This window comes from Clostridiales bacterium (assembly GCA_017569285.1).
Classification (GTDB): Bacteria; Bacillota; Clostridia; order Christensenellales; family Aristaeellaceae; genus Aristaeella.
Window position 1 is genome coordinate 3182336 of record CP069419.1, and the last position, 22437, is coordinate 3204772.

Genomic DNA, 22437 nt, shown 5'->3' on the forward strand with positions numbered 1-22437 from the left:
ATCACCCTTTCAGATTGGTGCGGAAGAATTCAAGCACCTGGTGCCACCAGGGGAAGAAAACATCGTTGACGGACCGGAATATCTCATGGCGGGAATCCCTGACAAAGATCTGTTTCCCATGCGGCACACGGTCAATAAAGGATTTCTGCGGTTCCGGCATGACACTGAAATCCTTGTCCGCTGAGGACAGGAGGACCGGACAGGTGATCTTTTCCGGAGCGCCGGGCGCCAGAATCCTGTCTGTAACACCGAGGGATTCCAGCGTCCAGTTGTACGTCGGAACACTGTTCCGGAATTCCTCCCGGGAGGTTTTGATTTCATCGTACCAGGCAAAGCGGGCAGGATCTGTGGCACAGGAGGTGCTGAAATCCTCCGGGCCGGACCAGGGCTTCATAAAGAACGGATGGTGTTTGCCGCGCCCGGCAAGCTTTGCGGCCCGGCAAATGGCCCTTGCGACCGGAACCGGAATCCCGCCGGTGTTCGGGGCGATCATCGGGGCGCAGAGGAGTGCCGCGCGGAAAACGTCCGGGTATTTTTCCAGGAAAAGCGCAGCGACGGCCCCGCCCATCGAATGGGCAAAAATCATATGGGGCTCCGGCAGCGGAGCCAGAAGCCTGTCCACGACCATTTTCAGGTCTGAAACGTAGTCGTCAAAATGCTCCACATGGGTGACAGAAGAATCGGAAATTCCGGAAGTGCGGCCGGACCGGCCGTGTCCCCGCTGATCGTAGGCAGCAACCGAAAAACCGCTGCGCAGCAGGGAATAAATCAATTCCGAATACTTGTATGCATTTTCCGTGAAACCGTGAAGAACCAATACCGTACCAGCCGGATGATCCGCATTGTATGTGACGCAGTAAAGGGGTGTGCCGTCCGGGGCGGTGAGGGAGACCTGGTTTTCCCGATCCCGGAGGAAAGGCAGGACGACGGACGACATGGTGTCGGCGTAATCCGGGGACATGACGAGATAATCGGGGCTGATGCGTTCCATAGTGATGCTCCCTTAATATGCCTTGGTCTTAAAAGTTCTGCTGATGCCGTAAGGGTTGTGCATGGTCTGGGGTGTGTTGACCGGGATTGAGATCGAGCGGTTCCGCGTGACATTCAGCACCAGGCCGACACCGCCCATGTTGGTCATCATATTGGATCCGCCATAGGACAGGAAGGGAAGCGGAATACCGGTAATCGGCATCAACCCCAGGGTCATGGCGATGTTTTCCAGCACATGGAAGAGAAGCATGCCCATTACACCGATAATGATGAGACGCCCGAACTTGTCGCGCGTATACCAGGCCAGGTACAGCATACGCAGCAGGATCAGGACATATGCGACCAGGACGGCGATGCACCCGGCAAATCCCCAGGTTTCGCCGATCGTCGCGTAGATAAAGTCTGTCCAGTCAGCCGGTACATAGTTCAGCTGGGAAATTGCCCCCTGGACGAACATACCATTGCCGGTGATTCCTCCCGATCCGATGGTCATCTTGGACATGGTCTGCTGATAAGCATCGGATGATGAGTACTGTTCCGGATCGATCCAGCTGAGGATCCGGGCCAGGCGGTAATTGTCCTCTCCGGAACTGGTCAGCATCATGAGTCCGGCAAGCGCGAGGATACCGAGAACAGCGATACCGGCCAGGATGCCGAGTGTTTTCAGAGAGACGTTCGCAAAATACAGCATTACAGCGAACATGAAGATAATCACCAGAAGGGAGCCCGTTTCGCCTTCCATCAGGATGACGATGCTGGGCAGACCGACCAGCGCAAAGATGCGGATAAATGACCGGCTGTCGGAAAGCGGCCGGTCCTGGCGGGCCAGGTACTTCGCCAGCAGGAGGATCAGCGCCAGCTTGGTAAACTCAGCCGGCTGGATGGTGTAGCCCCAGATAATGTCCAGCCAGGCTTTCACGCCCTGGGCCCGGTTGAAGACCGTGGTGAAGGCGAGCAGGAAAAACGCAATCCAGTAGAACAATTCTGCCCGCCGGCGGAGCAGATCATGGGGAAAAACCGTGATAACACCGACTACCAGCGGGGCCAGCATCAGGAACAGGCACTGCTTCATTGCAGAGTCTGAATTTACCACATGGTTCAGGAAAGAAGTATCGGGATCGGAATCCGGAGAGAATGTCGCCACACATACCGCGACCACGCCGAAGACGGCCATGCCGAATACAAGGGCAAGCAGGATGCCGTCCACATGGGCCCTTGTCCGGCGGGAATCATCAATGGCTGCCAAGCGGAAGTACCTCCTTCAGATCGGATGGGAACAGGCGGCGGAAGAGGGAGGGCTTCTTCGAACCGTAAGTCGGAAAAGGCGGTTCCTCCCCGCAGAGACGGGCTGAAATGCGCATGACCGCACGGCGCGCCTCGCAGTCATAATCACAGAAGAGCGCATGCCGCAGCATCGCACGGTAAACGGCCGGATCCTCCGGAATCTCACCGAGCAGTTCCAGATCGAGCGTATCGGCAACGGTACGGGCGGAATACATTTCCCCTTTCCGGATGAGATCGTTATCCAGCCGGTTGACGATCAGGCGGGGACGGGCTGAATGCTTTGCCTCCATGATCTGTGCGGCCCGCTCCGCGTCGCGGATTGAGATGTCATCGGGCGTAGTCACAAGGATCGCCTGGTCCACACCGGCATTCAGCACATTGCGGAATCCGCGTTCAATACCCGCCGGGCAGTCAACCAGCACGAAATCGCTGGATCGAAGCAGTTCCTTCAGGATTTTGCGGAGACGTTCCGGTTCCAGAGAACGCACACGGGCGAACTGGGAGGCCGGAAGCAGGCTGAGACCCGGAATGGACGGATGGGCAAGGAGCGCCTGGTCGAGCCGGCAGTCCTTTGAAGCCACATCCACCAGGTCATAAACCACCTGGTTTTCCAGGGAAAGAAGCGCATCCTGTGAGCGAAGGCCGATATCCGTATCAATAATCACGACAGAATGGCCCCGACGGGCAAGGCACGCACCGAGATTGGCCGTGACGGTGGATTTGCCGGCACCGCCCTTACCGGACGCGACACAGATGGAAACGGACATGACAGAACCTCCTGCAGAGTCAATCAGAAACCGGGAGAACAATCAGGGCGCGAGGGAGTTGCCAAGGGGGAGTACAATCTCCGTATTGCGCAGTTCCTTTTGCTTCATATACCACTCAATAAAATCGCGGGGAGCCTGGGAAGCGTATCCGCCGGAAGCACCGCTCGGGATAAAGCAGACCACGGCAATTTCCGGATTTTCAAGCGGGGCAAAGCAGACAAACCAGGCGTTATCCTCCACGTCGATACGGGTAACCTGGGCGGTTCCGGTTTTTGCGGCGATCTGATCCTTGTAGGGCCAGTTCCTGAAATATTTCGCCGCGGTACCGGTATCGTCCGTAACGCCCTTCATCCCCTTGTGAATATAGGGCATCAGTTCCTCTCCCTTTTCCAGCGTCCACTGCAGGGAGGGTTCGCGTTCGGCAAGGATTTCGCCGGTGGGGGAAGTAATCGAGTCGATCAGCGAAACGTTGTAGACTTTTCCCTTGTTGGCCACAGCAGTGACATAGCGGGCAACGGAAATGGGCGTCAGCACGGTAACGGACTGTCCGATACCGGTCAGGATTGTCTGGCCGCCGCCCCACTTGATATCGTTGAGAAGACGGTAGGTATCGCCGATGACCACCTGCTGGTAGACCATTTCCCGGGACATATTCAGCTCTTCCATCAGGATGATACGGATGTCGTTGAGCCATCCCTCACCCTTTTCACCCTGGTTTTTCTGTTCAGCCATATCCATCAGCCGTTTGGCGCAGACGGAAAGGCGCTCGTCTTCATACTGGATGTGGCGGGCGCTGCCCTGGTTGGCCAGGTGCGTTTTCAGCTGGTTGAAAACGATGATGGGAAGGGAAGTATCCTGGTTGGCTTCGTTTACCGGCTTGCTGGGATCATAAAGGGAACGCTGGCAGCCAACCACAGGACGTACCTCACCGGGAAGGTCGATGCCGGTTGTGGACGTGAGGCCGAAAAGCGTGGAATAGTAATAAAGCCTTTCTTCCCCCAGACGATCCGCCACGGTGTAGAAGAAATAGTTGCAGGAATTCTCAATTCCTTCCTTGATGGTCTGGTCCTGATGCAGGTATCGCTGGTTTTTGGAAATCCAGCATTTCGGGGCGGTCTTCTCATCCTTGTTGTATGCGGTGTAATACCCTTCGTCAGAGATCCGCTCAGTAGGGGACAGCTCTCCGGATGCCAGGCCGCCAAAACCGGTTACCATTTTGAAAATCGACCCCGGAGTGGCCCGGGAATGGATCGCGTAATTCAGCAGGACATTTCGCTTGTCGCCCAGGATTACGGCGGCATCGGTGCCGCCCTTGACCAGGGCGTTGAGGTCATAGGTGGGATAATTGGCCATTGCCAGCACGCGGCATTCCATATCCAGAACAATCAGGCAGCCGTGCTGCGCCAGCTCCAGCGGGAACTGGTCCCATTTCCGGGCATGGATTTCCGCCTTATATTTTTCCAGCCATTTGCCCTCGTGGATTTTGTCCTCCTCGAGGGAACGGACCGTGGCCACGTTATCCCGGATGACCCGTTCCGCTACTTCCTGGTAGGCGGCGTTCAGCGTCAGCCGGACGTTGTTGCCGTCAGTTGCCGGCTCCCCGGGATCCACCACGCGGGTGATCCGGGACATCTGATCGCGTTCCACCACCTTATATCCCTTGCGCAGGGAAGAATTCGGCGTAAGGTAATCCTCCATGGAATACTCAATGCCGTCACGGCCGACGATGTCATTGTAGGCATATCCCTTGGCGGCAAGCTGGAGATATGTTTCCCGGCTCGGAATCGCACCGGTATATCCGATAATCTGGGAAGCCAGGGTATGGCGGGGATAAATCCGCTTGGTGCCGTTTTCAATGCTCATGCCCACCAGCATACTCGACCGGGTTTCGATTTCTGTCACGGTATCAATGGATACATCCTTCGCGATGACAATGGGCATGGAGTTGAAAATATTCATCTGCATTTCGGAATAGATCGCCATGATCTGGAGCATGCGGTATTCAGAGATCTTGGTCCGGTCGATCTGGTAGCGGGCGCTGAGCAGGTCAATGCACTGCTCCGCTGTCTTGTAGCGGGAAGAAGTGGCATAGTTGTTGGAACGCCACTGCCGCTCGCGCGTATCCAGGACAGAGTCCGAAACACCGCTTCCGAAATTGAATTCCCATTCACCCTGCTGGCTCCGGCGGATCACGTAACTGACACACATGGTTCCGCCGTTTTTTTCGATGATATCAATGGTATCATTGATGGATTTGGTATACAGCGCATAGAGCGCCTTGGTATTGGCGGAAGCATCCTTCTGGAATGTAACGTTGTAAACCAGCTGGTCCTCCGCCAGGATTACCGAGTCGGAAGAAATGATCGACCCGCGTTTGCCGCGCAGGTAAACCGTTTTGGTTTTGGTGCTTTCCGCTTTTTCCTTATGAATATCCGCCTGGTCGAGCTGGAGCCTGACCAGACCGGACGTCAGCCAGATGAAAATGAGAAACAACACAACCAGGAACGCGGCATAACGCCAGAATTCCGCGGTTTTTTTCTTCTTCTTTTCGTCCTGCAGCAAAGTATCAGCTCCTTTCTGCCGGTTTCCCGGAGCAATCAGAGATTCTGTCCAATCGGATGGATCATGCACGTTTGAAGACAACAGGCGCTGTTTTCATCACAGGTGCGTTCAGCCTGCGGCCGAAGATCAGGCGCCGCACCGGAAAGGCCAGCAGCAATGTCAGCACACCGGTCAGCAGCACATCCAGAAAGCCCCGGAAGATGTGGGCGCCGGTCAGGCTGATACCGGAGATGTAGACATACGTCAGGTTAACCGTTTCATATACGAAGGTGTTGAGCATCGCGCAGAGCACGGTGCGCAGCCAGGCGGGAAGTTCAGTCCGGGTCCGGTTGATAGCCCGGTCATATTCCAGGGACTTCAGCGGCTTGTCCGCAAAGGGAAAGGAGCAGAAGAGCGTGGAAACGGTATAAATTCCAAGGTTGAGGTAACTGACAGACGGAACCATGATCTGCATCAGCAGGCCGTAAAGGGCACCGACCCAGAAGACCCTCAGCTTCCCATAGGCCACCGTCACGATTCCGATCACCACAAAGAGCAGGTTCGGGGATACACCGCCGATTTTGACATGCGGCATCACACAAACCTGGAAAAGATAACCAAAGACCGTCAGGAAGGCAAGGACCAGATAGCGGCGGAGAAACCCGGACTGATACCGGGCGGCGGATGCGGTTGTCATTTATTCATCCTCCTCCCAGTCCATCATATCCGGATCCGGCGTATAGTACGGTGTGGGTGTCGGCGCAGGGGTCGGCGACGGTGTGGGCGTCGGTTCTTCGTTCCGGCGTTTGCCGATGTGATAGGGAATCTGTGAAACATACGGCGTTGCCTTTGGGGTGGGAGTCGGCTCAGGCGTCGGCGTCAGTGTCGGTGTGGGAGTCGGTTCCTCGGTGGGTGTGGCTGTCGGCACCCAGTATTCCGGAATTTCGGTCGGCGCCGGGGTGTCCGTCGGTTCCGGGGAGGGAGTGTCAAAGAGGGAGGCGGCCACCACGGGGACCTCCGGCGGTACATAGGACGGTTCCAGGGTGTACAGTTCCCAGTCGGGACGGGAGGCGGCCTGGCTGATTACCGGATTCCGGGACGGCACGAAACGAAGGACAATCACATATTCCAGATGGGGGAAATCCACATTGGGCCTTACCAGTATATATTCCTTGTTTTCGATCGAACCGCGGGAGCTTTCGGCAATCTCCCCGACCGGGATGCCTTCCTGGAAATCCATTCCGACACCGGAAGTCAGCACCGGATCCAGCAGACGGGGAAGGCTGCTTTCCGGAATATAGTAGACGCGGCACATCGGCGGGCCGGAGACGTCGTCCAGCCCGAGCGTTCCGCGCAGGGTTCCCTGATCATCATTGATTGACTGGATGACCACACCGATGGAAGCAGTGGAATCGATGATGGTACGGACGACGGATTCATGCTCCTGGACGGTTTCGGTATAGCCGACCAGGGAATAGTCGTAGGTAACGGGCATATATGGTTTAATCCCGTCTGCCGATCCCTTGTTGATCGTAAAGGTTGAATAATAGGTAGGGGATGATTTGTCCGTTATCCGGGCGATGAGCGGCCGGAGCAGGGGATTGGCATCCGCTTCTTCCTTCAGGTCGGCGTACATCCGGGATTTGACCTGAAGTTCCTCAGTCAGCATTGTTTCATAGGTGAGTACTTCATTTTCCGCTGTGACGCGGTCCAGTTCAGCCTGCAGGTTTTCACGAAGTTTCCATTCGCGGAAAAAGCCGCCGAATGAATCAGCAATCCCGGCGAAAACCGACTGGACAGGCGAGATGAGCCGGCTGACCAGGGAGTCTTCACTGCCGAAGAGGGGCGCACCTGATGTGCGCTGGAAAATGAATGCACCGAGGCCCAGAATCAGGATTACTGCGGCTGTTGCAAGCGCGGCGGTACGAAGACGCCGATGCTTCCGGCGGGAACGCCGCTCTGCTGTCTCCACAGGCTGGAGATTTTCATCCAGCATGATCCCGGAAGAGAAAACCCGGGAGGAAGCGGTTTCTTTTTCATCCTTTTCTTTTGCTTCGGATGATTCAGGCGGCTCTTTTGCTGAACGGCCGCGGAGCTTGCGGATCGCTTCATCGGGCGTATCGGAAGAAACTGAATCTGCCGGACCGGAATCTTCCGGATCGTTATAAATATAATCATCCACAACAATGGGGCGGATTTCTTTCGGCGTTTTACCACGCTTCTTCATAATCTTCATCGGCGTCACCTCCTTCCGGACCGGCTTCATCAGACGGCTCGTCATCGGTGATTTCCACAAACGTCACATCATCCATGCCATCTGCATTTCCAGTATCTCCGCCGCTGGTTTCCGCTTCGGGATTATCCGAATAATCGTTGTAATCCATCATCTCGATGTCATCAGATCCAAAGTCATATGACAGGTCATATTCGTCCGTCGGTTCATTTTCGGAACCGGATTCATCATCGGAAGTTTCCCCGCTGTCTTCCGGAGCGGAGACATCTTCCGGTACAAGCGGATTGCTTATGCTTTCAGCTGTTTTATAGCGAAGCACGACCACATGGTCCAGTGCAGCAAAATCCACATTGGGTTTTACGACAATATAATCCCGGTTGTCCTTTGATCCGCGTGTGCTTTCGGTAATAACACCGATCGGGATTCCATCCAGGAAATCCATGCCGACACCGGAGGTGACGACCTGGTCCCCGGGACGGGGAAGCTCACTTTTCTCCACCAGATGGACACGGCACATGGGAGCTCCGTCAATACCGACCGTACCGTTGAGCGTGCCCTGGTCCCGGCTGTTGGACTGGATGACAACCCCAATGGAAACGTTGGAATCGATCACTGTGCGGACGACGGAACGGTACCGATCCACGCTGTCGATATACCCCACAAGGGATAATCCATATGTAACGGGCATTTCCCGAAGGATTCCGTCCGCAGAGCCCTTATCAATTGTGAATGTGGAGAAGTAATTTGTGTCCGACCTGCCGGTGATTTTGCAGGTAATCGGGCGCAGGTTTTCAATATTCCGGACTTCGTCCGAAAGCACCGTATACTGCCCCAGTTCACCTTTCAGCTCATCAGAGAGCATTTTCTTATAGGTCAGCTGCTCATTCAGCGCAATGGCATCCGCGTATTTGTCCGCCAGTTCGTCCCCGGTCTGCCAGCTGCGTATATAACCAACTGCCGTATCGGTTACGCGGGAAAAGAAGGACTGGACAGGCGAAACCAGCCGGCTGATCAGAATCTCCGGTTTATCCAGAAACGGTATATTTTCATCGATCCGGTGGAAAATGTAGGCGGCAATAAACAGAATCAGCACAACGGTGACAACTGTAAGCGCAAAAGCCCGCAGCCCGCGGTGCTCCTTCCGGGGACGGTGTCCCCGGGTATCAACCGGCTGGCGTTTCTTTCCATCCAGAATTACACCGGAGGAAGACACCCACGGCTGGGCAGAGGCATCCTTCCGCCCCAGGTATTCTTCGGCCGCAGATTCAGCAGAATCCGTAATGCCGGCAGAAACGGAGGACGCATCATTCCGGCTGTCCTGCAGTTTCCGGACGGCTTCGTCCGGCGTATCGGAAGAAACGTAATCCACGGGAACGTTTTCTTCCGGATCATTATAGATAAAATCATCCACCACGATCGGGCGGCTGTCTTTCTTTTCTTTGCCGCGTCTCTTCAGTTCCGGCACGGGGATCACCTCCTTCCTGACAAGGATCGGCAGGATTCAGCAGCTTTTCCCGCAGATCAGCGGGTGCCGCCCTTTCCGCCCGGGGAAACCAGCTGGATATTTTCAGTAAGATATCCGATTCCCAGAATGCAGCAGTCTCCCGGGTCGCGCGCAAGCAGGACGGGAATTCCCAGGCTTTCGGAGATAAAACGGTCCAGCGCAAACAGGCGGGAAGCATCACCGGTAAGATGAATGCCGCCCCGCATGATATCGGCGGCAAGTTCCGGCGGCGTGCGCTCCAGTACCCAGCGGATGGCTTTGATAATGGCGCCGCAGGGCCCCTTGACCGCATTATATGCCTGATCAGATGTAAAATTGACGGTTCCGGCGGAAGTGCTCAGCTGGTTGATTCCGCGGACGAGGACGGTACGCGGCTCCTCAAGCGGAAGCGCTGTGGCCAGGTCCTTTTTAATATTTTCCGCGGTCTGACGGCTGACCAGGAGACTGCATTCCTTCCGGAGATAATCCACAATCGCTTCATCCATTTTGTTGCCCCCGACCTGGATGCTCTGGGAAACGACCAGGCCGCCGAGAGAAATGACAGCAACATCCGTGGTGCCGGCACCGATATCCACCACCAGGTTTCCAATCGGATCATACACCGGGAGACCGGTGCCGATCGCTGCCGCAAAAGGCTTTTCAATCAGGAAAACATGCCGGGATCCCGCAGCAAAACGAACCGCTTCCGAGAGCGCTTTCCGGTTGACATCATCCAGATTGCAGGGAACGGAAACGATCACCCGGGGTTTGCCGACATAGGAAACACCGATCGCCTTCCGAACAAAGTAACGGAGCATCAGTTCAGCTACGTCAAAATCCGCCACCTGCCCGTTGCGGATCGGCCAGACAGGACTCAGCCGGTCCGGTGAACGGCCAAGCAGGAAAGCAGCTTCATCACCGACCGCACGGACTGTATGCCGGCTTTCCCGGTCAAGCACGACCAGGGATGGCTCGGAAATGACGATTCCGCGGCCGCGAACGTACAGATGAACCTGATCTGTACCCAGATCAATACCAATGTCAGGAGCCCAGAACGGCATAGACGAAAATCTCCTTAATCATCAAATCATACAGGATTCAGCAAAAACCGGGAAAACCCGCACGGATCAGCAGGGACCGAACCAGGTAAAGCGGAAGGCCGATCACGGATGAATAACTGCCTTCCATATGGCTGATCCAGAGTGAAGCACGGCCCTGGATTGCATAAGCGCCGGCTTTGTCAAGCGGTTCACCGGAAGCAACATAGGCTTCTATTTCCGGTTCGGGAATAACGTCAAAGGTGACGGAGGAAGTATCCCCGTCCGTATAGATGACACCGGCCGGATTTACCACGGTTACCCCTGTATGCACCCGATGGGTGTTTCCGGAAAGGCGGCGAAGCATCGCAGATGCCTCTTCCGGGCCGGCAGGTTTGCCGAGGGTTACGCCATCCAGCTCCACCAGGGTATCGGCGGCGAGGATATACCGGCCGGCAATCTTGCCGCTGACAGCCAGGGCTTTACGGGCCGAGAGGATCCGAACCGCGGATGCTGCCGGTTCGGCACATTGCTCATCCACACGGGCAGTGCATATTTCAAACGGAATTCCGGCGAGCGAGAGCAGCTCGCTGCGGCGCGGAGACGCAGAAGCCAGGATTACTGTTTCCACAATCGAAACCTCCTGAAGGAAACAAAATAACCCATTAATAATAACATAAAACAGAATGAAAAGAAAGTTTTAATGAGAGGTCCCGATGCCGCGGATAATCCAGGACACGGCAGCCAGAGAGGAATAGAACCCGTTATTTTTCTCTTTCCGGCATTTTCAATCAATGCCTGTATATATATAATGGTTATGTACCGGAAGACGGCTGATGCAAAGAAAGAACAAAAAGGGGATGCATGGAAATCATGAAGAGAATAAAGAGGACCATCATACTGGCGCTTTGCCTGGTTCTGTGCGGGACTGTAATTCCGGCTTTGGGGGAGAATGCAGGAGAAAAAAGCCGGATCAGTTCACCGGAAGAAGCGGAGTTCTTTGTCCGGACCCTCCTGGGCGAAACACCGGATTTGCTGGACGGACAGTATCTTTTGAGTGAAATGATGGATCAGGCTGTTGCCGGAAGCGGCGGGTTCAGCGGAATTGCGAAACAGCTAGCCGGACTGGGGGAATTAAACGAAATCAGTCCGGCATATGCCGAAAAAACAGCCGGAATGACAGTATACCGGGTTCCGTGCAGGTTTTCGACGGCAGAGCTGGATATTGTATTGCCCCTGGACAGCGAGGGAGCAATCGCCGGACTTGTGACTGACCGGTATACCGGCCCGGCGAAACCGGAAAACACGGAAGACAGGCATTATTCAGAAACAGAATTATTTCTTCCTGTTCCGGAACTGAACGGGGAACTTCCCGGCACACTGACCATGCCGGAAGGCGAAAGACCGTTCCCCGCAGTGGTGCTGATCCATGGAAGCGGACCCAATGACCGGGATGAAAGCATCGGTACACTGAAGCCTTTCCGGGATATTGCGGAATCCCTTGCGAATCAGGGAATTGCAGTATACCGGTTTGATAAACGGACTCTGGTATACGGAAAGGAAATGTCCGGCGACAGGACAATCACTCTGAGGGAGGAATCCGTGCTGGATGCCGCCCGGGCTGTGCAGCTGCTCGCCGGACAGAAACAGATCGACCCGGAACGGATTTTTGTGCTGGGGCACAGCCTCGGCGGGACGGCCATTCCGGCAATTGATCTTGAACTGAAAAACAGTCCTGTGCGCGCACGGGGATATATCCTGATGGCACCCGGCGCACGCCGGCTGGACGTCATGATCCGGGAACAGTACGATTTCCTGGCCGGACTGATGCCGGAGGTTGAATCCGAACGGAAAGCCGTGCTTGCGGAGCTTGAAAAGCTGGAAAAGCCTGAAACGCTGCAGGAAGGAGACTTCATTGCCGGCGCATATGCAGCGTACTGGAAATGGCTTATTGAATATGATGCGGTCGGTATGGCTGCGGATATCACTGCTCCTTGCCTGCTTCTGCAGGGCGAAGAGGATTACCAGGTGAGCATGGAGGACTTCCGCCTGTTTCGGGATGCGCTGGAGGAGAAACACAACTGGACATTCCGCACCTATCCGGAGCTGGTCCATACGTTTACAGAGGGGAAAAAGTCGGAAGGTCCGGCTGCGTATACCCAAAACGGGCGGGTCAGCGAAAAAGTGACTGCGGATATCGCTGAATTTATCCTGGCTCAATAAAAATGAATTCCAGGCTGAGAAGGAGACCGGCGGATACTGGCCGGTCTCCTGTTTTTTTGACTGAGACCGTCTTTATACCCGGGACGCATCCGGATGGCTCCTGTGATGAAAAAAACCATCGGTGCAGAACTGCCTGTTAAATTGACAAAGAGCGAGGCAAAGCAATATAATATACTGAATATTTATGTGTGCCGGAGGAGCAACGAAATGACCAAAGCACTGATCTCCGTAACCGGGCTGGATACGACCGGTATTATTGCCAGCGTCGCCACCCGCCTGAGCGAAATGAACATCAACATCCTGGATATAACCCAGACGATCCTGGACGGATATTTCACCATGATGATGATCGTGGACCTGGACGGAGCCAACCTGGATTTTGAGGAAATCAACCGCCGCCTGCAGCCGGTGCGGGATGAGAAGAAAATGACGATCCACATGCAGCGAATGGACATATTCGACGCAATGCACAGGATCTGACGGGAGGCGGAACACATGATTGAGACCGGAGAGATTCTCCAGACGATGCGGATGATCCAGGAGGAGAACTTTGACATCCGCACGATTACACTGGGAATCAACCTGCTGGACTGTTCCGACCCGGACCCGGCAAAATGCGCGGACCGCGTATACGACAAAATCTGCAAAACCGCCGAAAACCTGGTACGCACCGGTGAGGATATCGAAACGGAATTCGGTATTCCGATTGTCAACAAACGGATCAGCGTTACCCCAGTGAGCATGATCTGCCAGGGCGACCCGAAACCGATTGCATTTGCGCTTGACCGCGCAGCGGCTGAAGTCGGAGTCAATTTCCTGGGCGGATATTCCGCCCTGATGCACAAGGGCGCCACCAGGGCGGATGAGCGGCTGCTTGCTTCCATCCCGGAAGTGCTCAGCGAGACAAAACTCCTGTGCTCCAGCGTCAATGTAGCCTCCACCCGGAGCGGGATCAACATGAATGCCGTGAGGGAAATGGGCGAAATCATCAAGAAAACCGCAGAGATGACCGCGGACAGCGACGGCCTCGGATGCGCGAAGCTGGTCGTATTCGCCAATGCGGTGGAAGACAATCCTTTTATGGCAGGCGCGTTCTGCGGCCCGGGAGAACCGGAATGCGCGATCAATGTCGGTGTTTCCGGCCCCGGCGTTGTGAAGGTAGCCCTGGAAAGCGTCAAGGGACAGCCGTTTGATGTGATTGCTGAAACCATCAAACGCACAGCCTTCAAGATTACGCGCGTCGGACAGCTGGTTGCCCGTGAAGCCAGCCAGAGGCTTGGAATTCCCTTTGGAATTGTGGACCTGAGCCTGGCGCCGACCCCGGCACGGGGAGACTCCGTGGCGCATATCCTGATGGAGATGGGTCTGGAAATGGCCGGCGCGCCCGGTACAACCGCTGCACTTGCACTGCTGAACGACGCGGTGAAAAAGGGCGGTGTGATGGCCAGCAACCATGTAGGCGGCCTGAGCGGTGCCTTTATCCCCGTCAGCGAAGATATCGGGATGATTGAAGCTGCCGCCGCCGGTGCGCTGACCCTGGAAAAGCTGGAAGCGATGACCTGTGTATGTTCTGTGGGACTGGATATGATCGCCATTCCCGGAGACACTTCCGCAGCTGCCATCAGCGGAATTATCGCGGATGAGGCGGCAATCGGCATGGTGAACAACAAGACGACAGCTGTGCGCGTTATTCCTGCTGTCGGCAAGAAAGCCGGAGACCGTGTGGAATTCGGCGGACTGCTGGGATTTGCACCGGTTATGCCGGTGAATCCGATGCGGAATGATGAATTCATTGCCCGCGGCGGCCGGATTCCCGCACCGCTGCACTCTCTGAGAAACTGATGAGGAAAGTATGAGCAATTTCGTTGATCAGGTAAAAATTACGGCGAAAGCCGGAAACGGCGGAAACGGATCCGCGTCCTTCCACCGGGAAAAGTATGTCATGAACGGCGGGCCAGACGGAGGAGACGGCGGCAACGGCGGCGATGTGCAGTTCTATGCCGATGAAAACATGCATACCCTGCTGGATTTCCGGTTCAAGAGCAAGTATACAGCGGAAAACGGCGGGGACGGCAGCGCCAACCGATGCACCGGAAAACGGGGAGAAAACCTGGTGATCAAAGTGCCGGTCGGCACAGTCATCCGGGATGACGAAACCGGAAGGGTTATGGCCGATATGGATACGCCCGGGGAAACCCGGACCCTGCTGAAGGGCGGTAAAGGCGGCTGGGGGAACCAGCATTTTGCCACAGCAACCCGGCAGGCACCGAATTTTGCAAAACCCGGCATCAAGACCGAAATCCGGACACTGCGGATGGAACTGAAGACCATTGCAGATGTCGGACTCGTCGGATATCCGAATGTCGGGAAAAGCTCCATCCTGAGCACAGTCACCAGCGCAAAACCCAAGGTGGGAAATTACCATTTTACCACCCTGACACCGAACCTGGGCATTGTACGCAGATATGGAAAGGATATTGTGCTTGCGGATATTCCCGGACTGATTGAAGGCGCGGCGGACGGTGCCGGCCTCGGCCATGATTTCCTGCGGCATGTGGAGCGGACACGCCTGCTGCTGCATGTTGTGGACATATCCGGCAGCGAGGGACGCGATCCGGTGGACGATCTGGACCAGATCAATACAGAACTGGACCATTACGGGAACCTTGGAGAACTTCCGCAGATTATTGTATGCAACAAAATGGACCTGCCGGGCGCGGAAGAGAACCTGAAACGGATGAAGGTGCTTGCAGAGGGCATGGGGTGCCCCGTGTTCCCGGTGAGCGCGGCGACACGCGAGGGATTTGAACCCCTGCTGGACGAAACCGCGAAGATGCTGGAAACACTTCCTCCGATCCTGCATTATGCCGAAGAGGAAGAGGAAGAGCCGGAACAGAAGCTGAACAACGACTTCGCGATTGAACGCGACGGCGAAGATTATGTAGTGACGGGCGCCGGTATCGAACGGCTGATGGAAAGCGTCAACTTTGACGACCTGGAGAGCCTGAACTGGTTCCACCGGACCCTGCGCCGGATTGGTGTCATCGATGCACTGCGGGAACAGGGGGCCGGGGAAGGGTCCACAGTACGGATCGGCGAGATGGAATTTGATTTTGTTGAGTGACCGGAAGAACGGAGGAAACTGAATGACCGGAAAACAACGGGCAATGCTGCGCGGAATGGCCAACACCATTGAGACCATTCTGTATATCGGCAAGGATGGAATTACGGACAATACCATCAAGGAAGCATATGACGCCCTGGAGGCGCGTGAGCTGATCAAGGGATGCGTCCAGCAGGGAGCTCCCCTGACCGCCAGAGAAGCGCTGACTGAGCTGTGTGAAAGAACCGGCGCAGAACCGATCCAGCAGATCGGCCGGCGGTTTGTCATGTACCGTCCCAGCCGGGAAAATCCCCGGATTGTGATCGAATAAAATACCCCAATTATGGAAGTGAATGCAATGAATACACCGCACATCAGGGATTTTAAAGGCAAACGGATCCATATGATCGGTATCGGCGGCAGCAGCATGAGCGGGCTGGCAGAAATGCTGATTGAACAGGGGTACCAGGTGACCGGCAGCGACCGGGACGAGGGATACCTGATCCACCATGTACGGGAAGCGGGCGGTGAGGTCATGATCGGCCAGCGCCCGGAAAACGTACACGGAGCGGACCTGGTGGTGTATTCCGCCGCAATCGCGAAGGATAATCCGGAACGGGCGGAAGCGGACCGGCTGGGTATTCCCTCCCTGGAACGGGCATACCTGCTGGGCCAGCTGATGGAAGGATATCCGAAGGCTGTCGGAATCTGCGGAGCCCACGGGAAGACCACCGTTACGAGCATGCTGAGCCAGATCCTCCTGGAAAACGGAAAGGATCCGAGCATCCATATCGGCGGACGGCTGGATGCCATCGGCGGAAGCGTGCACATCGGCCACAGCGATATTTTTGTGGCAGAAGCATGTGAGTTCAACCGAAGCTTCCTGCAGATCAGCCCGACTGTGGCGGTTGTGCTGAATATTGACGCGGACCACCTGGACTGCTACCGGGACATTGATGAGATTGAAGAAACGTTCGGTCGGTTCCTCAGCGCTCTGCCGGAGAACGGCATTGCGGTCGGCAACGGGGACGACCCCCGCGTGCGCCGGCAGATTGAAAAACTCAGCTGCCGGAAGATCTTCTTCGGATTCGGCGGGAACAACGAATGGCATCCGGAAAAGATCGAGGAAGATGAACGCGGATATGCGACGTTCAGCCTCATGCACGGCAGCCTGGAAACCGTACGGATGAAAATGGGCGTTCCGGGAGATTTCAACCTGATGAACGCGATGGCTGCCATGGCGGCAGCCGAAGCGCTGGGAGTGGAACCGGAAAATGCAGCGGCCAGCCTGGAACATTTTACCGGCGCACACAGGCGGTTTGAACTGACCGACGTGATCGATGGGGTGGAGGTATTCCATGATTACGGCCACAATCCGACCGAAATGCGCAACGCGCTGAGCATCGCCCGTAAGCGGTGCAGGGGACGGCTGTGGGCTGTCATGCAGCCCCACACATTCAGCCGGGTACGCAGCCTGTTCAATGATTACCTGTCATGTACGGAAGAAGCTGATATCACACTGGTGACTGATATCTGCGCGGCCCGGGAAAAAGATCCGGGAGACCTGAACAGCGGTATGCTTGTGGCCGGAATGAAGCAGAACGGAATTGAAGCCGTCTGGACCCCCAGCTTCGATGATACAGAGAAATACCTGCGGGAGAACTGGCGCGCCGGAGATCTTGTGCTGACGATGGGATGCGGGGATATCAACCTGCTGAATGCCCAGATTCACCGCCATGAAACGGAAAAGGGGGAGAAAAGATGATTCCCCGGAACAGAAGAGAAATCCGTACGGATATCCTGCAGGAAAATATGGAAAAAATCCGCGGGCAGGTGCCAGCCGGCGTAAAAGTCCTGGCCGTTGTCAAGGCAGACGGATACGGCCACGGCGCAGCTGAGACAAGCCGGGCAGCGCTGGCCGGCGGGGCCGATATGCTGGCGGTAGCCGCAGTCGGTGAGGGCATCGTCCTGCGGCAGGCCGGAATCACCGCTCCCATCCTGGTGCTTGGAGCCGTGCTGGATTGTGACGCAGCCGATGGCGTTGCACACGGACTGACACAGACAGTATGTACGACGGAAATGGTGCGCATCTGTGAAACTGCTGCCGCGGCGCAGGGTAAAACGGCCGAAGTTCATCTGAAGATTGATACCGGAATGGGGCGTATCGGAGTACGGGACGCGGAAGAAAGGGATGCCGTGCTCGGTGAAATCGCAAAGTGCCCGCATGTGAAACTGACAGGGGTGTTTACCCACCTGAGCGACGCGGACGGGGACGAGGACGGGATGGCCTATACTGAGGAACAGTTCCGGAAATTCCGGCGGCTGACCGGCGGAATGCCGAAGGATGTGATCCGCCACTGCGCCAATTCCGCAGCGATTCACCGCCGGCCGGACATGGCCCTGGATATGGTCCGCGCGGGAATCAGCCTTTACGGATATCCGCCGGTGGAAGACAATATCGGCCTGCAGCCCGCGATGCGCTGGACGGCGAAAATCAGCTACATCAAGGAGCTCCCGGCCGGGGAGTACATCAGTTACGGACGGACTTTCCGAACTGACCGGACCACACGGGTGGCCACTGTGACATGCGGATATGCAGACGGATATCACCGGGCTGCAAGCGGAAAAGCCGAGGTGCTGATTCACGGGAGACGGGCTCCGGTTCTCGGACGGATCTGCATGGACCAGATGATGGCTGATATTACCGGGATCGATGACGTAAAAGCAGAAGATGAAGCCGTGCTGATGGGTACAGACGGAGATGAATGTATTACTGCCGAGGATCTCGCCAGATGGAGCGGGACCATCAGCTACGAAATCCTGGTGGATGCTGCCAACCGCGTGGAACGCGTATTCCGCAACGGTACAGAAGACTGAAAGGACTGAAACACGATGACGGTAAAGAAAAACCAACCGGTAAAACCAGTGACGAAGCCTTACCTGACCGGAGCGGTGACAGATGAGAATACGCTTAAAAAAGTACTGAAGTTTTTCGGAAGCATGATGCTGATCATCATCATGTGCTTTATTGTCTGCACGATGATGAATTTCGACAGCGATATACTCCGGATCGGAGCAAACGCAGCTGTCGTGCTTCTGGTTCTGTTTATCCTGTACAATCAGGGACAGGTTCACGGAGCTGAGGCTGTAGCAAGGGGAGAAATCCTGTACCAGCGCCAGGAAAAAGGCCTGGAAATTACGGCTAATGAGCGGCGGCTGAGTTATCATCCGCTGAAGGGATATGTAACCGCACTGATCGGAATGATTCCGTTTGTTATCCTGGGAATTATTCTTGCATTCAGCGCGGAAAGGCAGATGACGTCTGCCGGAACCCTGCCCGGGTGGACGAGTTCACTGCTGCGGCGGAGCGATATCGGCGGCGCACTGGTTTCCTATACGGAAGGTGAACCTGTCAGCAGCGTGGATATCATCCGGATGATTGTTCGGGTAACGATTATGCCGTTTGTGAGCATGACCGGATCCGCCAATAAGGACCTGATGCTGACTGTTGAGAGAATCAGTCCGATTCTCCTGCTTCTCCCGGTCATTTCTTACGGCACCGGATTCCTGTTCGGGAAAAACGTACGAACAAGGATCCATACCCAGATTGAAGAGAACAGGAAGATCCGGAAAAAGCGGGAGATCAAAGCACGGCGGGCACGGCGCAGAGCATCGTCCGCACCGGAGCAGCTGAACTGACGGGAGCAGCAGATGCGCATTATCGCAGGTACCGCCCGGGGGCGGAAAATTGAAGCACCGGAAGGGAAAAACACCCGTCCGACGCTTGACAGGGTACGCGAAAACCTGTTTAATATTCTGCAGATGAAAATCCGGGGCAGCCGGGTGCTGGATCTTTTTGCGGGAAGCGGCGCCCTGAGCATTGAAGCGCTCAGCCGCGGAGCAGAAAGCGCCACCTTGGTGGATTCAGACCGGAATGCTAACCGGATACAGAAGAAAAACCTGGAATCGCTTGGGTTTGCCGGACAGGCAGAAGTCATGCTGCGGGACTGGAAACAGGCAGCGGCCGAACTGATCCGTGACGGACGGCAATATGACCTTGTTTTCCTGGATCCCCCGTACCGTATGACCGATCTGCGGGAGGTTTTCGCCACACTGGAAAAGCTGATTGCGGATGACGGGCTTGTTGTCCTTGAGCATGAGGCAAAAGCAGAAGTCACTGCCGGTGAATCTTTTGAAGAAACAGACCGAAGACAGTGGGGCTACTGCGGTGTTACATTTTACCGAATGATGAAGGAACGCAGAAACAACACGGGAGGAGAGGACAAATGAAGGGCATTTTTCCGGGATCTTTTGACCCACCGACCCGGGGACACCTCGATCTGATCCGCCGTGCCGCATCCATGATGGACCATCTGACCATCTGCGTTATGGTGAACATTTCAAAGGCCGGAACGATTCCCACGGAAGAGCGGGTACGGATGCTTGAAAAAGCGTGCCGCGATATTCCGAATGTTTCGGTGGACCGGTGGGACGGACTGCTGGCGGATTACATGCGCAGGCAGGAGCCAGGAACCGCTGTGATCCGGGGTGTTCGCAGCTCTGCCGAGTTTGAACAGGAACGGAATGCCGCAGCTGTGAACCGCGCCTTGTATCCCGGCCTGGAAACCGTCCTGCTGTTTGCCGGGGACGGGATGGACAGCGTGTCTTCCTCTACCGTGCGGGAAATTGCAGCTTTCGGCGGGGATTACCGTTTCCTGATTCCGGATCAGATTGCAAAGGATATTGACAGGTACCTGAAGAAAGAATAAACGGCCGGTTGCGGCGGACGAGGAGGAGAAAAACATGGCGGGAGACATCAACAGCGCGGAACTCTGCCTGAAGGCAGTCAGCGTCCTGCAGGAGGAACTGAGGAACGCCCGGAAAACCCTGATCAACAGTGAAACATGCGTGGTGAACCGGAGCACAATGACAGCCCAGCTGGAATACCTTCGGGACAACATTCCGGATACGGTGGACAAAGCAGCGGAAATTGTCAGAAACGAAGAGCAGATCCGCATGGAGGCGGAACGGATCCGGAAGGATACGCTGAACAACGCGCAGGCTCAGGCACAGGGAATGGTGGATGAAGCCAGCGCGAAAGCAGCATCCATGATTGACCAGGCTGTCCAGGAAGCAAACGCACGGGTGGAACATGCCGTGAATGAAGCAAACGCCACTGTTGAAAATGCCAAAGCGGAAGCCGCCCGGATCATCGCCGATGCCCAGAAGAAAGCCGATGAGCTGGTCGAAGAAGAAAGCATTGTCCGCCGTGCGCGTGTGGAAAGCGAAGAACTGCGTGAAAGCGCCCGCCAGGAAGCCGCCAACCTGCATAAGAATACGCTGAACTATATTGATTCGCTGCTGGCGGAGACAGACCGGAAGATGAGTGAACTGATCAACAATATCCGGCTGGAACGGAATGAAATCCAGAACCGCAGGTAAGGACGGTTTTGTACAAAATGACCAAAGGGAAAGAGGAATGCTTGTGGAAACGGGCAGTTCCTTTTTCTTTTGCCTTTCCGTATAATATGGGCATAGATGGAGGCAAAGGTCTCCGAAAAAGCATAGGAGGATTCAGCAATGGCAAGTGTATCCCTTCAGCACATCTACAAGGTATATACCGGAAACGTGACCGCTGTCAGCGATTTCACCCTGGACATTGAAGACAAGGAATTTATCGTTCTGGTCGGACCTTCCGGCTGCGGTAAGTCCACCACCCTGCGCATGGTTGCCGGCCTGGAAGAAATTTCCGACGGTGAACTGTACATCGGCGACAAGCTGGTAAATGACGTAGCTCCCAAGGACCGCGACATCGCGATGGTGTTCCAGAACTACGCCCTGTATCCGCACATGACCGTTTATGACAACATGGCATTCGGCCTGAAGCTCCGCAAGACCCCCAAGGATGAGATCAAGCGCCGCGTGGAAGAAGCCGCCAAGATCCTGGATATCGCCCACCTGCTGAACCGGAAACCGAAGGCCCTGTCCGGCGGCCAGCGGCAGCGTGTTGCTCTGGGACGTGCAATCGTCCGCGAGCCCAAGGTCTTCCTGTTTGACGAACCTCTGTCCAACCTGGACGCCAAGCTGCGTGTTGCGATGCGTACCGAAATCACCAAGCTGCATCAGCGCCTGCAGACCACCTTCATCTATGTTACCCATGACCAGACTGAAGCTATGACGATGGCCAGCCGTATCGTGGTTATGAAGGACGGCGTTATCCAGCAGGTGGATACCCCCCAGAACCTGTACGATTTCCCGGCGAACGAATTTGTGGCCGGCTTCATCGGCAGCCCCCAGATGAACTTCTTCAACGTCCGCCTCGAACGTGAGGGACAGGATGTTGTGGCGCTGTTCGGCGAGAACAAGATCGTGGTTCCCGAGAAGAAGATCGCGAAGTTCACTGATGAAAGCTACATCGGCAAGGAAGTTGTGATGGGCATTCGTCCTGAGAACATTTCCGATGATGAAGCGAAACTGGCTGAGTTCGCTTCCGCCACGATCGACGTGGACGTGGAAGTGACCGAACTGATGGGTTCCGAAACCTACCTGTACCTGAGCACCACCGGTAAGGACGGCAACATCATCGCCCGCGTGGATCCCCGGACCTCCAGCAAGGCCGGCAACAAGATCCGCATCGCGTTCGATACGAACCACCTGCACTTCTTCGACAAGGAAACGGAGAAGACCATCCTGAACAGCGGATACGTCGGATAATCATCCATACCGAAAAACAAGTCCCGGGCTGTAAAGCCCGGGACTCTTTTTTGCAATCGATC

Annotated in this window: 21 protein-coding genes; 12 read left to right on the plus strand and 9 right to left on the minus strand. The window is 55.6% G+C overall.

The window, feature by feature from the left end:
• Position 1 precedes the first annotated feature (1 nt).
• The 9 genes from JNO48_14035 to maf all read right to left on the minus strand — a co-directional run bounded on the left by JNO48_14035 (position 2) and on the right by maf (position 10966).
• Positions 2-991 carry an alpha/beta fold hydrolase gene (locus JNO48_14035; protein ID QTE68281.1) on the minus strand — a complete coding sequence of 330 codons (990 nt, stop codon included), beginning with the start codon at positions 989-991 and terminating at the stop codon, positions 2-4.
• 12 nt (positions 992-1003) lie between these two features.
• Positions 1004-2236 (minus strand): FtsW/RodA/SpoVE family cell cycle protein, encoded by a 1233-nt coding sequence (locus JNO48_14040; GenBank protein QTE68282.1) that lies wholly within the window; start codon positions 2234-2236, stop codon positions 1004-1006.
• Positions 2223-3041: a septum site-determining protein MinD gene (minD, locus tag JNO48_14045; protein QTE68283.1), complete on the minus strand. Its 819-nt coding sequence runs from the start codon at positions 3039-3041 to the stop codon at positions 2223-2225. The genes JNO48_14040 and minD overlap by 14 nt, the downstream gene beginning before the upstream one ends.
• 42 nt (positions 3042-3083) lie before the next feature.
• Positions 3084-5603 (minus strand): hypothetical protein, encoded by a 2520-nt coding sequence (locus JNO48_14050; protein ID QTE68284.1) that lies wholly within the window; start codon positions 5601-5603, stop codon positions 3084-3086.
• A 61-nt stretch (positions 5604-5664) separates the two neighbouring features.
• Positions 5665-6279: a hypothetical protein gene (locus JNO48_14055; protein ID QTE68285.1), complete on the minus strand. Its 615-nt coding sequence runs from the start codon at positions 6277-6279 to the stop codon at positions 5665-5667.
• Positions 6280-7818 carry a rod shape-determining protein MreC gene (locus JNO48_14060; GenBank protein QTE68286.1) on the minus strand — a complete coding sequence of 513 codons (1539 nt, stop codon included), beginning with the start codon at positions 7816-7818 and terminating at the stop codon, positions 6280-6282.
• Positions 7793-9280 (minus strand): hypothetical protein, encoded by a 1488-nt coding sequence (locus JNO48_14065; protein ID QTE68287.1) that lies wholly within the window; start codon positions 9278-9280, stop codon positions 7793-7795. The genes JNO48_14060 and JNO48_14065 overlap by 26 nt, the downstream gene beginning before the upstream one ends.
• A gap of 56 nt (positions 9281-9336) precedes the next feature.
• Positions 9337-10359: a rod shape-determining protein gene (locus tag JNO48_14070; GenBank protein QTE68288.1), complete on the minus strand. Its 1023-nt coding sequence runs from the start codon at positions 10357-10359 to the stop codon at positions 9337-9339.
• Positions 10360-10396: 37 nt separating this feature from the next.
• On the minus strand, positions 10397-10966 hold the full coding sequence (gene maf, locus JNO48_14075) for a septum formation protein Maf (protein ID QTE68289.1): 570 nt from the start codon (positions 10964-10966) through the stop codon (positions 10397-10399).
• 242 nt (positions 10967-11208) lie between these two features.
• Between maf and JNO48_14080 the strand changes: the two genes are divergently transcribed.
• The 12 genes from JNO48_14080 to ugpC all read left to right on the plus strand — a co-directional run bounded on the left by JNO48_14080 (position 11209) and on the right by ugpC (position 22375).
• Entirely contained in the window at positions 11209-12558 is a 1350-nt protein-coding gene (locus JNO48_14080) for an alpha/beta fold hydrolase (GenBank protein ID QTE68290.1), read from the plus strand.
• Between the two features lie 207 nt (positions 12559-12765).
• Positions 12766-13038, plus strand: a complete 273-nt coding sequence (locus JNO48_14085; GenBank protein QTE68291.1) for an ACT domain-containing protein — start codon at positions 12766-12768, stop codon at positions 13036-13038.
• Between the two features lie 15 nt (positions 13039-13053).
• Complete coding sequence (locus JNO48_14090) at positions 13054-14400, plus strand: PFL family protein (GenBank protein QTE68292.1); 1347 nt, start codon at positions 13054-13056, stop codon at positions 14398-14400.
• 10 nt (positions 14401-14410) lie between these two features.
• Entirely contained in the window at positions 14411-15682 is a 1272-nt protein-coding gene (obgE, locus tag JNO48_14095; protein ID QTE68293.1) for a GTPase ObgE, read from the plus strand.
• A 22-nt stretch (positions 15683-15704) separates the two neighbouring features.
• Positions 15705-15992, plus strand: coding sequence for a YhbY family RNA-binding protein (locus JNO48_14100; GenBank protein ID QTE68294.1), 288 nt, complete (start codon positions 15705-15707; stop codon positions 15990-15992).
• Between the two features lie 27 nt (positions 15993-16019).
• Positions 16020-17426 carry a UDP-N-acetylmuramate--L-alanine ligase gene (gene murC, locus JNO48_14105; GenBank protein ID QTE68295.1) on the plus strand — a complete coding sequence of 469 codons (1407 nt, stop codon included), beginning with the start codon at positions 16020-16022 and terminating at the stop codon, positions 17424-17426.
• Entirely contained in the window at positions 17423-18538 is a 1116-nt protein-coding gene (gene alr, locus JNO48_14110) for an alanine racemase (protein QTE68296.1), read from the plus strand. Before murC ends, alr begins: the two co-directional genes overlap by 4 nt.
• Before the next feature lie 15 nt (positions 18539-18553).
• Positions 18554-19360 (plus strand): hypothetical protein, encoded by an 807-nt coding sequence (locus JNO48_14115; GenBank protein QTE68297.1) that lies wholly within the window; start codon positions 18554-18556, stop codon positions 19358-19360.
• A gap of 12 nt (positions 19361-19372) precedes the next feature.
• The gene (rsmD, locus tag JNO48_14120; GenBank protein ID QTE68298.1) at positions 19373-19951 is read left to right on the plus strand and encodes a 16S rRNA (guanine(966)-N(2))-methyltransferase RsmD; all 579 of its coding nucleotides are present in this window, start codon (positions 19373-19375) and stop codon (positions 19949-19951) included.
• Positions 19948-20430, plus strand: coding sequence for a pantetheine-phosphate adenylyltransferase (gene coaD, locus JNO48_14125; protein QTE68299.1), 483 nt, complete (start codon positions 19948-19950; stop codon positions 20428-20430). The genes rsmD and coaD overlap by 4 nt, the downstream gene beginning before the upstream one ends.
• A gap of 34 nt (positions 20431-20464) precedes the next feature.
• Entirely contained in the window at positions 20465-21103 is a 639-nt protein-coding gene (locus JNO48_14130) for a hypothetical protein (GenBank protein QTE68300.1), read from the plus strand.
• Between the two features lie 138 nt (positions 21104-21241).
• Positions 21242-22375, plus strand: coding sequence for a sn-glycerol-3-phosphate ABC transporter ATP-binding protein UgpC (gene ugpC, locus JNO48_14135; protein ID QTE68301.1), 1134 nt, complete (start codon positions 21242-21244; stop codon positions 22373-22375).
• Positions 22376-22437 lie beyond the last annotated feature (62 nt).

Coding starts and splice junctions, on each gene's coding strand:
- JNO48_14115 (QTE68297.1), top strand. CDS start 18,554: ATGACGGTAAAGAAAAACCAACCGGTAAAACCAGTGACGAAGCCTTAC.
- JNO48_14080 (QTE68290.1), top strand. CDS start 11,209: ATGAAGAGAATAAAGAGGACCATCATACTGGCGCTTTGCCTGGTTCTG.
- JNO48_14035 (QTE68281.1), bottom strand. CDS start 991: ATGGAACGCATCAGCCCCGATTATCTCGTCATGTCCCCGGATTACGCC.
- minD (QTE68283.1), bottom strand. CDS start 3,041: ATGTCCGTTTCCATCTGTGTCGCGTCCGGTAAGGGCGGTGCCGGCAAA.
- JNO48_14055 (QTE68285.1), bottom strand. CDS start 6,279: ATGACAACCGCATCCGCCGCCCGGTATCAGTCCGGGTTTCTCCGCCGC.
- murC (QTE68295.1), top strand. CDS start 16,020: ATGAATACACCGCACATCAGGGATTTTAAAGGCAAACGGATCCATATG.
- rsmD (QTE68298.1), top strand. CDS start 19,373: ATGCGCATTATCGCAGGTACCGCCCGGGGGCGGAAAATTGAAGCACCG.
- JNO48_14100 (QTE68294.1), top strand. CDS start 15,705: ATGACCGGAAAACAACGGGCAATGCTGCGCGGAATGGCCAACACCATT.
- obgE (QTE68293.1), top strand. CDS start 14,411: ATGAGCAATTTCGTTGATCAGGTAAAAATTACGGCGAAAGCCGGAAAC.
- alr (QTE68296.1), top strand. CDS start 17,423: ATGATTCCCCGGAACAGAAGAGAAATCCGTACGGATATCCTGCAGGAA.
- ugpC (QTE68301.1), top strand. CDS start 21,242: ATGGCAAGTGTATCCCTTCAGCACATCTACAAGGTATATACCGGAAAC.
- JNO48_14085 (QTE68291.1), top strand. CDS start 12,766: ATGACCAAAGCACTGATCTCCGTAACCGGGCTGGATACGACCGGTATT.
- JNO48_14070 (QTE68288.1), bottom strand. CDS start 10,359: ATGCCGTTCTGGGCTCCTGACATTGGTATTGATCTGGGTACAGATCAG.
- JNO48_14090 (QTE68292.1), top strand. CDS start 13,054: ATGATTGAGACCGGAGAGATTCTCCAGACGATGCGGATGATCCAGGAG.
- JNO48_14060 (QTE68286.1), bottom strand. CDS start 7,818: ATGAAGATTATGAAGAAGCGTGGTAAAACGCCGAAAGAAATCCGCCCC.
- coaD (QTE68299.1), top strand. CDS start 19,948: ATGAAGGGCATTTTTCCGGGATCTTTTGACCCACCGACCCGGGGACAC.
- JNO48_14130 (QTE68300.1), top strand. CDS start 20,465: ATGGCGGGAGACATCAACAGCGCGGAACTCTGCCTGAAGGCAGTCAGC.